This is a genomic window from Veillonella sp. oral taxon 780 str. F0422 (genome assembly GCF_000221605.1).
In the GTDB taxonomy this organism is placed as follows: domain Bacteria; phylum Bacillota; class Negativicutes; order Veillonellales; family Veillonellaceae; genus F0422.
The window spans coordinates 16,873-30,352 of sequence record NZ_AFUJ01000005.1; the positions used below are offsets into that span (position 1 = coordinate 16,873).

The window sequence follows — 13,480 nt, forward strand, 5'->3', positions numbered from 1 at the left end:
CGAAGGTTTAGATTAGTATAGTCTATAAGTTTAGTTGCTTTCAAAACCTCAATTGTATTGTTATAATGAGAGTATATTGAAATGAGGAGTGATAATTAGATGAAATCTGTTTTATATACTATGATGATAGCGGCGTTTTTGAATCCGTTTGTATCGAGCTCTCTCACGATGTCTTTTCCAGATATGATGCAAGAGTTTGGGGCTACTACGAATGATATGGCATGGGTGGTGGAATCTTTTTTACTGTGCTGTACGGTGGCGGTGATTCCTGCTGGTAAACTAGCGGATATCTATGGAAAGCGCAAGCTATTTTATATAGGTAGTATTGTATTTACGATGATATCTGGGTTTATGTGCTTTGTTGGCTCAGTAGAGATGCTGACGGTGTATCGAGCCTTGCAAGGAATTGCCTTAGGGGTTGTATATACTACGTCTATGTCTATTTTAACTTTATCAGTACCATTAGAACGGCGCGGTTATGCATTTGGTATGATCGGAGGTATGGTCTATTTGGGATTATCCTTGGGGCCGGCCGTAGGTGGATTTCTAAATTATTATTATGGTTGGCGCAGTATTTTTGTGTTTACTACCTTAGTAGGTGTTGTAGCAAATGTGATGGCTTTTCGCTCTTTGCATGAGGAATGGGTACATACACCAGATGGTAGTATTTCTACGAGAAGTTTACTTTTATATGCCTTGGGTATCAGTGCAGTGATGATTGGTATTACGGAATGGGTTCGATTTTGGTGGAGTGCCTATGCTGTTGGAGCTGGTATGCTAGCATTATGCCTATTAGGTTATGTAGAGTGGAATAGTAAAGATCCACTTATACCAGTTAGAATGTTTTTGTCTAATATAGTATTTACGATGTCCAGTATAGCTGCGATGATGAACTTTAGTGCCACCTTTGGTGTAGGTTTTGTATTATCTTTATTTTTACAAATGATTATGGGATTTGATTCTCGTATGACAGGATTGATTTTGTGCATACAAACCGGAATTATGGTGTTCTTGGCACCTCGTATGGGCGCACTGTCTGACCGATATAATCCAGTAGTATTTGCTCGTTGGGGTATGGTGCTTATCGGCATAGGATTGCTTAGCATGGCTTATGGTACTTTCACTGAAAGCATGACAATCATTATGGTGAGCTTAGCTGTTGTTGGTATTGGAGTGAGTTGCTTTGCACCGCCGAATAATAATCTAATTATGAGTTCTGTACCGAAAGAGTACATCGGTTTTGCGTCGTCTACCATTTCCACTGTCCGCCTATTGGGACAAACTATGAGCATGGCGCTCATAGGGGTTATTCTTGCGTATACAATAGAAGGAAGAACGGCGCTACAAATGATGGAGTATAACAGTACTATCGCATTAGTTGTGTTTGGTATTATTTGCTTGGTTGGGGCGATTCCTGCTGGATGGAATAAAAAGAGTATATAATGCAAATGTACTTGATTATGGTTTTTTCATCATGAGATAACGAATAATAGTGCATAGAGATTGATTAGAACCGCCATGTTGTTTCTAAAAACTTTCACGTAGGGTAGTTTTTAGAAGTGATGTGGCTGTTCTTGCCATGTGCTAGTTTGATATAGTAAGAGAGTTGATAGAGTGGTTTCTGCTGCTAAGTGGTTGTTAACTATTAGTTGACAACCACTTTACACTTGTGGGATTAGGAACTAATAGCTGACAGTTGGCCCTGATTTTTGTATAATGATAAAGTAATATAGAATGCCCTGAGGGGATGTACAATGGATAATAAAATATTTCTATAAGGAAACGGATTAGATAAAGGAGTTATAGTATGATTAATCGCTACACTCGTGAAGAGATGGGACATATTTGGAGTGAACGGAATGAGTTCGATACGATGCTATTAGTTGAAATTTTGGCATCGGAAGCGCAGGCAGAATTGGGGATTATCCCAAAAGAAGCGGCCGTAGCGATTCGTGAAAAAGGGGACTTTCAAGTAGAACGGATTCGTGAGATTGAACGAGAAACGAATCATGACATTATTTCCTTTGTCACTGCTGTAGGCGAATACGTAGGACCTGAGTTTGCGAAATACATTCATCTTGGTTTAACGTCCACAGATGTAAAAGATACGGCCTTGGGATATATGATGAAACAAGCTTGCGACTTGTTGTTAAAAGGCTTGCGTAATTTCCGTGAGGTCCTAGCTCGCCGTGCGGTAGAGTTCAAATATACGCCGATGATTGGTCGTACTCACGGTATTCATGGGGAACCGATTACGTTTGGTGTGAAATTGGTGAACTGGATGTCCGAAATTGATCGTGACATTGCTCGTTTAGAACAGGCTCGTCAATCTGTAGCAGTAGGTAAACTGTCTGGTGCTGTAGGAACGTACTCCAATATTGACCCATTTGTGGAACAATATGTATGTGAAAAATTGGGTCTAGAACCTGTGAAAGTAGCGACTCAAGTGGTATCTCGTGACCGTCATGCAGAATTATTGTCCATGATTGCTGTTATCGGTGGTACCTTGGATCGTATCGCTTTGGAAATTCGTCACTTACAACGTACCGAAGTGCGTGAAGCGGAAGAGTATTTCAGTCCGAAACAAAAAGGGTCCTCTGCGATGCCGCATAAACGGAACCCTATTACTTGTGAAAGAATCTGCGGCTTAGCACGTATCTTGCGGGGGCATGCACAAGCGGCCTTTGAAGATCAAGCTTTATGGCATGAACGCGATATTTCCCATAGCTCTGTAGAACGTGTGATTTTGCCAGATGCAACAATTACATTGGACTACATGATTCATCTAGCCACTCGCACGGTAGATAAATTATTGGTATATCCTGAAAATATGATGAAAAACTTGAACTTAACAGGTGGCCTTGTATTCAGCCAAACGATTTTAACGCATTTGGTGGATAAAGGGGCTGTTCGTGATGAAGCCTATCGGTGGGTGCAACGTCATGCTATGGCTCGTTGGTTGGAAGGTAAAGACTTCGCTACAGGATTGAAATCTGATCCAGAGATTGCAAAATACCTAAGTGCAGAAGAAATTGATGCCTGCTTTGATCCAACACCATTGTTACGTCATGTAGATACCATTATGGCTCGCTTTGGATTATAATAAGGGATGCGGATATATAATTAGAATAGTAAAATTAAGCGTTGACTTCAACATGTTATCAAACAAAAAGGACGGTGGCTGCCGTCCTTTTTTTACGTTCTACTTCTTGTACTACCCAGTATCCTCTGTGGTAACAAGCAAACGCGTTCACAATGCACAAGTATTCCCAATCGATTACTATTTAATGACGAAGGATATTACTGTTGACTAAATATCTTAGCAAATTTTATTCATGATGTCCTTTTGATGAGAAACGTAAAACTATAAAAAAAGAAACATAAGTGAGGCTACTTTGTTATACCTGAAATCAGTTATATATCATGCATCTCACTTATGTTTCTTTTTATTTTTTATAGTTACATTTTAGACAGCTCTTATATGCAAGAAACTGAACATAGTATACCTTTATTCTACAGTGGTGTCTTTTGTAATCACATAGTAGTCAATAGGGAATACTTTCACATTTTTTACTCGTTTTGTTGTTACTACATTGGCACTTGGATAGTATAAGAAATAACCAGCGCTATCTTCAAGCAACACATTTTGAATATCCTTGACAATCGCTGTGCGTTCTTCTTCGTTAAATGTGGTTGTCATTTTATTAATTAACTCATCAACCTTCGGATTCGAATAGTCTCCACGATTGGATTTGGCACCACTTTTGAAAGCTAGGCTAAGGAACCAATATGGATCATTTGTGGACATTGTTACCCAGTTTGTTTCTCCCATATCAAAACCATTAGGAGCTAAAGTTAGTAATTCATCAGGACCTTGTACACGTTTTAATTCGACTTCAACACCAGCTCGTTTTAAATCATCTTGAAGTTTTTCGTAAACGCTACTATCTTTACCAAAAAGAGCTAACACTAAGTGTAATGGTTTGCCATCTTTCATGTAGGTATCACCTTGTTTTGTGTAACCAGCTTGTTTTAGTAATTCATCTGCTTTAGCTAAATCTTTATGTTGTTTATTTTTTAGTTCGTCAAAGCCTAGGTTGGCTGTTGGAGGGAATGGCGCACCTCCAGTAACGGCACCATTACCGATTACTTTTGCTAATGCATCATAATCGATCATATTTGCGATAGCTGCTCGTACGGTCGGATTTGATAATACATTGCCTTCACGGACATTTAACTGTAGCATATATGTGCGAACCCCTGCGGTCTCAATGATGTTATAATCACCCTTTTCAAATAAACTTCGATTAGCACTATCTACCTTTTGGATCATATCTACATCTTTAGACTGTAGAGCCATAGCACGTTTATTATTATCTTCTAGATTTTTAACTGTTAAAGAATCTAAAGCAGGTGTTCCACCCCAGTATTCTTTGAACTGCTCTAACTGAATTTCTTCTTTTTTTGTATGTTTCACAATTTTATAAGGACCAGTCAAAATTGGTGTATTATCCATATCTTTTGTATCCTGTACATCGACAATTACAAAAGCAGGCTCAGTTAAACTAGCTAGTAAATCAACATTTGGCTCTGTTGTTTTAATAATTAGATTTTGACCATCCACTGTAATAGAGTCTATCTTTACAGCTTCTTTGGAACGCTTGCTATCGGCGATTGTACGGTCAATAGATGCTTTCACCGCTGCAGGTGTCATCATAGCACCATTATGGAACTTTACATTTTCACGAATATGGAATTTCCATGTTAAAGGATCCACTACTTCCCAGGAATCGGCTAACTGAGGTTCGAACTTCATATCTGAGCTTACCGTTGCCAATGTTTCGCCCGCACCGATTCGTGTTAATGTCCAAGCATCCCATTCATGTGTAGGATTCAATGTTTCACCAAACCAATATAAACCAAGATTTAAATGCTTGCCAGTTTTATTTGATTCATCAGAACCACAGCCAGCAATTAAACCGATAGCAACAAACAGCGTCATTGCTAGTGCAACCCATTTTTTCATATATCCTCCTTATAAAAAAACTTAATAATAACTATATTATACTGTATTTTTCTATAAAAGACAATGATTCTCATAAAAGCGGATATATATTGGAAGTGTATAAGTTGCTAAATGCTTTTGCAATTATATATTTAATCAGATATGAGGAATAAAATAAAAATGTTATATTTACAAAGAGAGGCCCTATCCTATATACTTTAATAGAGAATGTATATAAGAAAGGTGGATTGATATGGTACGGGTATTATTATATAAATTGGCATCTATGGTAGGTGTATTATTGGCAGTCACATTGGGAACGTTTCTCTTAATGCAAATGTCTTCTGTAGATCCAGTGTCGGCACGGTTTTATCTGCAAGGTATGACACCAGATCCCACTATAGTGGAACAAATTCGACAAGAGTTAGGCCTTAATGATCCTTGGTATATACAATATGGTCGTTGGTTGTGGCAAATGTTACATGGAGATTTTGGGCAGTCTATCTTCCTGAATGTACCCGTTGTAGATTTGTTGCAAAGTGCTTTGCCAAGGACCTTATCCTTGGTGGCGGTTTCCATTGGTTTAGGCAGTATCCTATCGATAGGGTTAGGAGGACTGGCAGCGCATTATAAAGATACTTGGATCGATTATGTGGTGCGTATAGTATCCTTTCTAGCATTGGCAGTACCAGCATTTTGGGTAGGATTGTTGTTATTATATGCGCTAGCTGTGAAGATTCCTATTTTCTCTGTGACAAATACGAAGGGGTTAAGTGCTTACGTGTTGCCGAGTATTACCTTGGCGATTTGGTTTTGTGGCTTATACATTCGTCGCGTTCGCAATGCAGTGGTGCAGGCGTATGCATCGTTACCGGTGATAGGAGCAAAAACGATGGGTATACGTACCGCATATATCTATCGTGATTACATCATTCCTCAAGTGCGCCTTGTGCTGTTATCCATGTTAGGGATTACGACCGGCGCTATGTTGGGCGGTTCTGCAGTGATTGAAACGGTATTTTCTGTCAAAGGGATGGGCCAACTCATGGTGCATGGTATTATTAGTCGTGATTATATTGTGATTCAAAGTTATATCGTATGGATTTCTCTAGTCTATGTGGTGGTCAATACATCAGTGGATATATGGATGTACTTACTTCATCCTGAAAGAAGATATGGAGGGCGCCCATGATTCGTTTATGGAAACAAGATAAGCTACTCTTAGGGGCCATTTTACTGACTATACTTTGGATGGGACTCTTTCTATTTGGTTCTCAGTTAGCTCCCTTTGACCCTAATGAGACAAATTTAGGGGCTAGATTACAAGATATAAGTGCAACGCATTTATTAGGCACGGACCAATTGGGGCGTGATGTACTTTCACGGATATTATGGGGCGGACAAGATTCGTTGTTCATAGCCATATCTATCATTGCCATTAGCAGTATCATTGGCATTTGTATCGGTGGTTTGCTAAGTATGAGCCCTTGGTATATTGATGAATTGGGATCACGTTGCATCGATATGTTACTAGGGTTCCCTAGCATGATCGTGGCCATTGCCTGCATCGGTATATTGGGGCCGTCTGTGGAAAATATTATTATTTCACTGTGCCTAACTCGTTGGGCAGAATACGCAAAGATTACGCGGAACTTGGTGAATTTGGAAAAACAAGCACAATATGTGGTTGTAGCACGTATGTCTGGGGCTTCCTTGTGGCGCATTATCCGTCGCTACATGATTCCCAATCTTCGAGGGACTCTATTGTTGGTCATCATTCAACATATGGGGGACACGATTATTACGGTGGCAAGCTTTTCCCTGATCGGCATTGGTGTACAACCGCCTACACCAGAATGGGGTGCTATCTTGCTGAATGCTCGAGATTTCTTGCAAACAGCGCCTTGGCTGTTGATCTATCCAGGGTTAGCAATTTTTATCACTGTTGTGTTATTAAATTACATTAGTGATGCCTTACAAGATGGTAGGCATGTGTAAAGGGCGAAATATTAGCCCCAATTTGATTCTTATGTAATGACAAAGGATAGTACCATTGACTAATACAGATTTAGTAAGCGTAGACAATTTATCCGTCTCTTACGATGGAGTAAAGGTCGTGAAAGAGGTATCTTTCACGTTAAAACAGAATGAAACCTTTGCCATCATTGGTGAAAGTGGGTCCGGAAAATCTACTGTAGCGAAAGCTCTCTTAGGTTTGTTAGAACAGGCAGACCTAACGGGAGCCATCCACTATGGGGGAGATAATTTGCTCACTTATGGACCTAAGGAATGGCAAGGTGTACGTGGTGTACATATAGCCATGATTTACCAAAATCCAGGTAATTATTTAAACCCATTCAAACGCATTGGGGAGCAGATGAAAGTAATCTTAGCCTCCCATGGAAAGGCCTACGATGAAGGTGATATTTTGAACCTGCTAGAGGCTGTTTCCTTACCACGAGGAAAGGCATTGCTTGAGTCCTATCCATTTCAACTGAGTGGGGGCATGCAACAGCGTGTGGCCATCGTTATGAGTTTACTCATACATCCACAACTACTTATTGCAGATGAACCGACTAGTGCTCTTGATGTATTGGTGCAACAGGATATTGTGAAAGTCCTAGAAGAGGTGCAACAGCGGTTGCAGAATACGTTGCTGTTTATCACACACAATATTCAGATCGCCCGTAGATTGGCGGATCGCGTAGGTATTATGCATGAAGGTGTGTTAGTTGAAATCGGTAAGACCGAAGAGGTTTTATCGAATCCGCAACATGAATATACGAAACTACTTTTACAGTCCTTGCAGGAGGTGAAAGTATGATACTAGAAGTTCAGGGCGTCAGCAAACTATATACCCGCAAAGGGGAAACGGTGACAGCACTGCAAGATGTGAGTTTGTCCGTGCAAGAACGAGAGCGCATCGGAATTGCAGGTGGCAGTGGATCTGGTAAAAGTACCTTATTGCGATTGCTATCCTTGCAAGAAGAGCCAACTTCAGGGAACCTTTCTTTGTTTGGAAAATCTGTTTCCCAATGGAAAGGAAATGAGAGAGAGCTCTATCGTTCCTTGCAAGTGATGTTCCAAAACTCCTTTCACAGCATTAGCCCTCGCATGGCAGTAGGTGAATTTATGCTAGAGCCTTGCGTGAATTTTGGGATAGGCACAAAACAAGAGGCGAAAGAGCGCTGTGAATGGTGGCTTTCAAAGGTGGGATTGGATACATCGGTGTGGAAGAAATACCGCCATGAATTGAGCGGAGGCCAGTTACAGCGATTGGTTTTAGCCCGCATGATGGCAGTCGGGGCTGAGCTTGTCTTATTTGATGAGCCGACGAGTGCCCTCGATGTGTGCAATCAAGCGCGGGTTATCGAACTGATTCAAAACGTTTACGAAGAGCAACCGTTTACCTATGTGTTCGTCAGCCATGACCTAGGCGTTTTGCAAACTCTCACCGATCGTATTATTGTGATGAAAGAGGGTACGATTGTAGAAACCTTGGCATCAAAAGATTTGGGATTGGCAACGCATCCGTATACAAAACAATTATTGGCAGCTAGCCGTGGGTAAATGGCTATCGTTTATACAGTAGCAAAGACCACAACATTTCCTTGTGAAAGTGTTGTGGTATTTTTTTGATATAAATATTATCCTAGTGATAGCATGAATTGTAAAAAAATAGTATAATTGTATTTTAGAATATACGATACAAGTGATATAGAAGATGATAGGGAGGAACGTATGAAAGAAATCAAAGATGTGTCGAAACTGACTTACACGCATGTACAAGGTGGTCAGTTTCGTTGGATAACGGTGAGTACCATCATGCTAGCTTTGGGAACGATTTTACATGCTGTATCCCCAAGTGTGGCAGGGGTCACACCGAACTGGACTATAGCTACTTATTGTGTAGCTATCAACTTAACGCGTCCAACCCTTAGACAAAGTTTAGGTATTGGTTTGGTAGCGGCCTTGATTAATGTATTCACGTCAAAATCGGCATTGCCATATGGTAACCTGATTAGTGAGCCTTTGGGGGCTTTCACTTGTGCCGTGTTAGTGCATTATATTTCTAATTTGAAAATTGGTAGGCTAAATGTAATGCCGATTTTAAGTGCTTTCATCAGTACTGTAGCATCTGGTGGAGCTTTTATTACTTGCTTATATCTCGTGTTAGGATTGCCTAGCAATGTGTATTGGAATGCTATGTGGCCATTGGTGTTGATGGTATCCCTTTGTAATGCGGTAGTGGCACCATTCTTGTACATTCCAGCGCAAAAATTATTGGCTCGTCAAACTGTGAAAGGGCAAGAATTGACGGACAGCAGTGATCACAGTGATTTACATATTGTACCGTCTGTGAAAGCACCGATTGTAATCGAGCATATGAGTTATCGCTATGGGAATCAAACGCAGTATGCCGTGAAAGATATTAACTTAGTGGTGAACGAAGGAGATTTCCTTGTCATTACAGGCCCAGCAGGCTGTGGTAAATCTACCATTTGCATGGCTATGGCAGGAGCTGTACCGAAGTTCTATGGTGGTACCATGGAAGGCATGGTATTCATCAATGGAAAAGCAGTGACGCAATTAGAAATTCCAGATGTAGCAGATGATATCGGTATCGTCTTAGCTGACTATGATACACAACTAGTGACCATGACAGTGGCAGAGGAAGTAGCCTTTGCCCTTGAAAATCGTGGCTATACAGCGGAGGCGATTCAAGAGCGTACAGCCATCGTGTTAGAACAAGTAGGCTTAACTGGATTGGAAGACCGCAATGTGTACAGCTTGTCTGGGGGGCAACGTCAGCGGTTGGCCATTGCCTCTGTGTTAGCTGTAAACCCATCTATTTTAGTGTTAGATGAACCGACTAGCTCTTTAGATCCAGAAGGCACAGAAGAATTATATCGCTTAGTAGGTTCCTTGAATCGTGACCATGGTATTACTGTTGTGGTTATTGACCACGATTTACACGCTGTCTTACCGTACGCAAATCGTATGGTATTAATCGATGGTGGGGAGCTAAAAATCGACAGCTCTGTAGAAGATGTATTGTCTTATATGTATGATACGAACACATACGTAGATGCATTGCCATCCTTATTTGTGACCTATAAATCCTTAGCAGCAAAAGGGATTGATTTAGATACACCATGGTTGTCTTTAGCATCTGCGCAGTCTAGTCTTATGAAAGGAGAACGCTAATATGTTGACAGTTGAAAATTTGCGCTTTTCCTATGTACCGGGACAAGATATTATGAAAGATGTAACTTTTACCATAGGAGATGGAGAATTCATTACATTAGGTGGCCGTAATGGGTGTGGTAAAACAACGGTAACTCGTTTATTAGTGGGTTTGGAAACGCCTGTAGAAGGTAAGATTTCTTACGACGGCCAAGATATTACGAATATGCCTACCTCTGAAAGAGGACGTTTTATTGGCTATGTATTTCAACAGCCAGATCGTCAAATGTTCCGCCAGACTGTGGCAGAAGAGGTGGCATTTGGTCCTGAACAATTGGGATACGACAAAGCAACGGTAGACCGCATCGTACAAGATGCTCTAGAACGAGTAGGTATTTCCCATTTAGCAGAATCCTATCCATTAGGCTTACGCCGTGGAGAAAAGCAACGAGTAGCGATTGCCTCAGCGTTAGCGATGCAGTCTAAACTGTTGATTCTTGACGAACCTACTAGTGGACAAGATGGAACAGAAACAAAAGGTTTACTTGTGTTGTTACAAGAATTGCAAGCCCAAGGTTTGACCATATTACTCATTACCCATGATATGGAAATTATGGCAGAATATTCTACACGAGTGATCATTATGGGATATGGCACAAAAGCCTTCGATGGATCCCCGGAAGAATTATTTACAAGCCGTGAGGACTTGTTGGAACTTGGTTTGACAAAACCACCGAGTGTAGTGCTTAGTGAAACGGTACCAGCTTTAGGGTATTGCAAATCTATGAAAGAGTTTGAGCTGCGCTATGCAGAGCATGTGAAAGGATAGGAGGAGACCAATGAAATTTGTACCATTAACAAAAATTTGGGCAACAATCTTCGTGTCCATCTTAGCCATTGCTATGAAAACTCCGGAATTATTGTTGGCATTATTTGGAGTAGAATTGTTGGTAATGCTGATTGGTGGTATCTTGTTGCGTCAATGGAAAGCATTATTCGCCTTAATCGGGTTTTCTGCGTTCTTAGGTATCGTACAGTACTTGGGTAGCTGGTCCGTGGACTCCGCGGTTGTAACAGCTTTGCGCATGTTGACGATGACCACCATCTTTATGATGCTCATTGTAACAACAAAAACACAAGATTTAACAGTGGCTCTTGTACAACAATGTCGTATCCCCTATGCGTATGCCTTTATGTTTACAGCAGCTCTACGCTTTGTACCAGACTTTTTACGTGAAAGTAAAGCGGTGCAAGAAGCACAGGCCTGTCGAGGTATGTCGTTAGAAGGGAATTGGCTGACGAAGATAAAATCTTACATGACGGTCATCCAACCGTTGATGCTGAAATCATTGAGTCGTTCGGAGACAATGGCATTATCTTTGGAACTTCGAGGTTTTGGAAATCAGCAACATACATTTATGCGGAAAGTTAGCTTGCAAGGCATTGATTATGTGGCAGTTCTTGTTATGTTGGGAGCGACCCTTGTGACGCTATACACCTTGTGGGGCGTCACTAGTTTTGCTATGTAGCCTGTGGCGTTCTTAATTAGCATAAGGGAAGAGCACGGCATATTCCTCCGCAAACTGATACAGTGGTTAGGTTTGCTCCGGAACATGCCGTGCTCTTCTTGTGTTTGTGTGATTTAGGTAGTTAAGGGAACGCCACAAGGCTACTACTCGTAACTGCGTTCCTTAGGGGATTGGAAGACCGCAACATACTCCTTCTCAAACTGATACAGTGGTTATGTTTGTTCAGGAGCATGTTACGGTCTTCTTGTGTTTGTGTGAGTTAGGTAGTAAGGGAACGTCACAAGTCTACTACGCCTAACTGCGTTCCTTAGGGAAAAAGAGGGTTGTTTATTTTGTTGTAGTTTATAACTATGCAAATTTAGCATAGAGAGATCTATGTTTATATTTGACGTCCTATTTGCATCGAAGATATACTAATATTATAGGATATAGAAATATATCGATATAAAAGATAAGTTTCGTTTATTGAGGAGCATACTATGAATAAAGTAATGAAACAATTAGCGTTAGCAGTTGTGGTAGGTGCAGGTTTATTTGCAGTGGCTGTGCCAACACAAGCGGCTTTCAGTAAATATACACCGGTACAAGCGCAAGCAGCAATTAGCTATGATCGTGCGGTGGAAATTTTTAAGGCACAATATCCAGATTATCAAATTAAAGATGTTGATTTTGATGTGGACTATGGTCGCCCTCATTATGAAATTGAAGGCTTCCGTGGATACGAAGAAGTTGATGTAAAAATTGATGCGGCTACAGGTGAGATTTACCGCATGAAATATGATCGTAACTAAGTCGTTTCTTGTTTTGCTATGCAGCCTGTGCCGTTCTTAACTAAATAAAATAAACGGAAGACCGTAACACACCTCTTCTCAAACTATACAGTGGTTATGTTTGTTCAGGGGTATGTTACGGTCTTCTTATGTTTGTGTGATTTGGTCAGTAAAGGAACGCCACAAAGGCTGCTACGCTTAACTGCGTTCCTCAAGGTGTGGGGTGATATGCAAACTTGCGCTTTGCTGCTAAGTTTGCTTAGGAAATGTCGCATTTACTTTGGTTGAGCTAAGTTTTTAATAATAACTTTCAAAATTATTCTGCAAGTACTTGAAATGGACATGGCTGTTAGTGCTATAATAGAATGAGGTAAGTTCGTGCAGGGGTTGAAAGGAGAATTGATGGATTATAAAGTAGCAGCTTCTTTTTGGACAGAGAAGGATAAAACTGCAAGAAAGATGGACCCACGTGAATTGCATGTTGAGATTGTTGATTTTTTGAAAGCCCATCATACGTGTGCTTTGTCGACGCATAGTGAAACGGGTGTCCGTTGCACTCCATTATCGTATACTGTGCATGGTGGATACATTGATATTTTCTCTGAAGGTGGTGAGAAATTCTTTCACTTAGAAGAAGATAAAAACGTATCTCTTACTGTGTTCGACCCTTATGAGGGTCCAGGTACGGCGAAGAGTGTTCAGATTCAAGGTGTGGCAACGGTGCTAGGCCCTGATGATGAAGAGTATGCTAAGGTACTAACAGAAATTGGTATGGAAAAATTATTAGAACGTGATGATGCATTGTATTTGATTCGTGTGAAATCGAATGAGATTGTTTACTTGAATGGTTCTTTGCGAGCACGTGGCTATTATATTCGCCAAGTCTTGGCGAGATAGGGTAGATTCTTTTTGCACATCTGCGTCAAGTATGATATGATAAATAAAGACCGCCGTTAGAGGTTTCATCTAACGGCGGTCTTTATTTTAGA

The 13,480-nt window shown here is 40.7% G+C and carries 13 protein-coding genes; 12 read left to right on the plus strand and 1 reads right to left on the minus strand.

The features are described from left to right. Positions 1–99: 99 nt before the first annotated feature. The 3 genes from HMPREF9200_RS00400 to HMPREF9200_RS08605 all read left to right on the plus strand — a co-directional run bounded on the left by HMPREF9200_RS00400 (position 100) and on the right by HMPREF9200_RS08605 (position 3,314). Entirely contained in the window at positions 100–1,443 is a 1,344-nt protein-coding gene (locus HMPREF9200_RS00400; protein ID WP_009352971.1) for an MFS transporter, read from the plus strand. Positions 1,444–1,807: 364 nt separating this feature from the next. After that, positions 1,808–3,103: an adenylosuccinate lyase gene (gene purB / locus HMPREF9200_RS00405; protein ID WP_009352931.1), complete on the plus strand. Its 1,296-nt coding sequence runs from the start codon at positions 1,808–1,810 to the stop codon at positions 3,101–3,103. A 52-nt stretch (positions 3,104–3,155) separates the two neighbouring features. Next, positions 3,156–3,314: a hypothetical protein gene (locus HMPREF9200_RS08605; RefSeq protein WP_176604739.1), complete on the plus strand. Its 159-nt coding sequence runs from the start codon at positions 3,156–3,158 to the stop codon at positions 3,312–3,314. 194 nt (positions 3,315–3,508) lie between these two features. Here HMPREF9200_RS08605 and HMPREF9200_RS00410 read toward each other — a convergent pair whose 3' ends face one another. Beyond that, the gene (locus HMPREF9200_RS00410) at positions 3,509–5,026 is read right to left on the minus strand and encodes an ABC transporter substrate-binding protein (protein WP_009352917.1); all 1,518 of its coding nucleotides are present in this window, start codon (positions 5,024–5,026) and stop codon (positions 3,509–3,511) included. Between the two features lie 232 nt (positions 5,027–5,258). Here HMPREF9200_RS00410 and HMPREF9200_RS00415 point away from each other — a divergent pair, with 232 nt between their 5' ends. The 9 genes from HMPREF9200_RS00415 (at position 5,259) to HMPREF9200_RS00455 (ending at position 13,388) form a co-directional block, all read left to right on the plus strand. Then, positions 5,259–6,197 (plus strand): ABC transporter permease, encoded by a 939-nt coding sequence (locus tag HMPREF9200_RS00415; RefSeq protein WP_009352863.1) that lies wholly within the window; start codon positions 5,259–5,261, stop codon positions 6,195–6,197. Further along, on the plus strand, positions 6,194–7,003 hold the full coding sequence (locus HMPREF9200_RS00420) for an ABC transporter permease (RefSeq protein WP_009352911.1): 810 nt from the start codon (positions 6,194–6,196) through the stop codon (positions 7,001–7,003). The genes HMPREF9200_RS00415 and HMPREF9200_RS00420 overlap by 4 nt, the downstream gene beginning before the upstream one ends. Positions 7,004–7,058: 55 nt before the next feature. Then, positions 7,059–7,829 carry an ABC transporter ATP-binding protein gene (locus tag HMPREF9200_RS00425; RefSeq protein ID WP_009352902.1) on the plus strand — a complete coding sequence of 257 codons (771 nt, stop codon included), beginning with the start codon at positions 7,059–7,061 and terminating at the stop codon, positions 7,827–7,829. Continuing rightward, positions 7,826–8,575, plus strand: a complete 750-nt coding sequence (locus HMPREF9200_RS00430) for an ATP-binding cassette domain-containing protein (RefSeq protein WP_009352957.1) — start codon at positions 7,826–7,828, stop codon at positions 8,573–8,575. Before HMPREF9200_RS00425 ends, HMPREF9200_RS00430 begins: the two co-directional genes overlap by 4 nt. A gap of 171 nt (positions 8,576–8,746) precedes the next feature. Beyond that, positions 8,747–10,213, plus strand: coding sequence for an energy-coupling factor ABC transporter ATP-binding protein (locus HMPREF9200_RS00435; protein ID WP_009352912.1), 1,467 nt, complete (start codon positions 8,747–8,749; stop codon positions 10,211–10,213). A 1-nt stretch (position 10,214) separates the two neighbouring features. Continuing rightward, positions 10,215–11,021 carry an energy-coupling factor ABC transporter ATP-binding protein gene (locus HMPREF9200_RS00440; protein ID WP_009352843.1) on the plus strand — a complete coding sequence of 269 codons (807 nt, stop codon included), beginning with the start codon at positions 10,215–10,217 and terminating at the stop codon, positions 11,019–11,021. A 10-nt stretch (positions 11,022–11,031) separates the two neighbouring features. Beyond that, positions 11,032–11,721: an energy-coupling factor transporter transmembrane protein EcfT gene (locus tag HMPREF9200_RS00445; RefSeq protein WP_009352964.1), complete on the plus strand. Its 690-nt coding sequence runs from the start codon at positions 11,032–11,034 to the stop codon at positions 11,719–11,721. A gap of 479 nt (positions 11,722–12,200) precedes the next feature. Continuing rightward, positions 12,201–12,512: a PepSY domain-containing protein gene (locus tag HMPREF9200_RS00450; protein WP_009352820.1), complete on the plus strand. Its 312-nt coding sequence runs from the start codon at positions 12,201–12,203 to the stop codon at positions 12,510–12,512. Between the two features lie 381 nt (positions 12,513–12,893). After that, positions 12,894–13,388: a pyridoxamine 5'-phosphate oxidase family protein gene (locus HMPREF9200_RS00455; RefSeq protein WP_038144343.1), complete on the plus strand. Its 495-nt coding sequence runs from the start codon at positions 12,894–12,896 to the stop codon at positions 13,386–13,388. Positions 13,389–13,480 lie beyond the last annotated feature (92 nt).

Bases quoted from the DNA above. Each gene is read 5' to 3' on its own strand.
- HMPREF9200_RS00400 (WP_009352971.1), top strand. From the start codon at position 100: ATGAAATCTGTTTTATATACTATGATGATAGCGGCGTTTTTGAATCCG.
- purB (WP_009352931.1), top strand. From the start codon at position 1,808: ATGATTAATCGCTACACTCGTGAAGAGATGGGACATATTTGGAGTGAA.
- HMPREF9200_RS08605 (WP_176604739.1), top strand. From the start codon at position 3,156: ATGTTATCAAACAAAAAGGACGGTGGCTGCCGTCCTTTTTTTACGTTC.
- HMPREF9200_RS00410 (WP_009352917.1), bottom strand. From the start codon at position 5,026: ATGAAAAAATGGGTTGCACTAGCAATGACGCTGTTTGTTGCTATCGGT.
- HMPREF9200_RS00415 (WP_009352863.1), top strand. From the start codon at position 5,259: ATGGTACGGGTATTATTATATAAATTGGCATCTATGGTAGGTGTATTA.
- HMPREF9200_RS00420 (WP_009352911.1), top strand. From the start codon at position 6,194: ATGATTCGTTTATGGAAACAAGATAAGCTACTCTTAGGGGCCATTTTA.
- HMPREF9200_RS00430 (WP_009352957.1), top strand. From the start codon at position 7,826: ATGATACTAGAAGTTCAGGGCGTCAGCAAACTATATACCCGCAAAGGG.
- HMPREF9200_RS00435 (WP_009352912.1), top strand. From the start codon at position 8,747: ATGAAAGAAATCAAAGATGTGTCGAAACTGACTTACACGCATGTACAA.
- HMPREF9200_RS00440 (WP_009352843.1), top strand. From the start codon at position 10,215: ATGTTGACAGTTGAAAATTTGCGCTTTTCCTATGTACCGGGACAAGAT.
- HMPREF9200_RS00445 (WP_009352964.1), top strand. From the start codon at position 11,032: ATGAAATTTGTACCATTAACAAAAATTTGGGCAACAATCTTCGTGTCC.
- HMPREF9200_RS00450 (WP_009352820.1), top strand. From the start codon at position 12,201: ATGAATAAAGTAATGAAACAATTAGCGTTAGCAGTTGTGGTAGGTGCA.
- HMPREF9200_RS00455 (WP_038144343.1), top strand. From the start codon at position 12,894: ATGGATTATAAAGTAGCAGCTTCTTTTTGGACAGAGAAGGATAAAACT.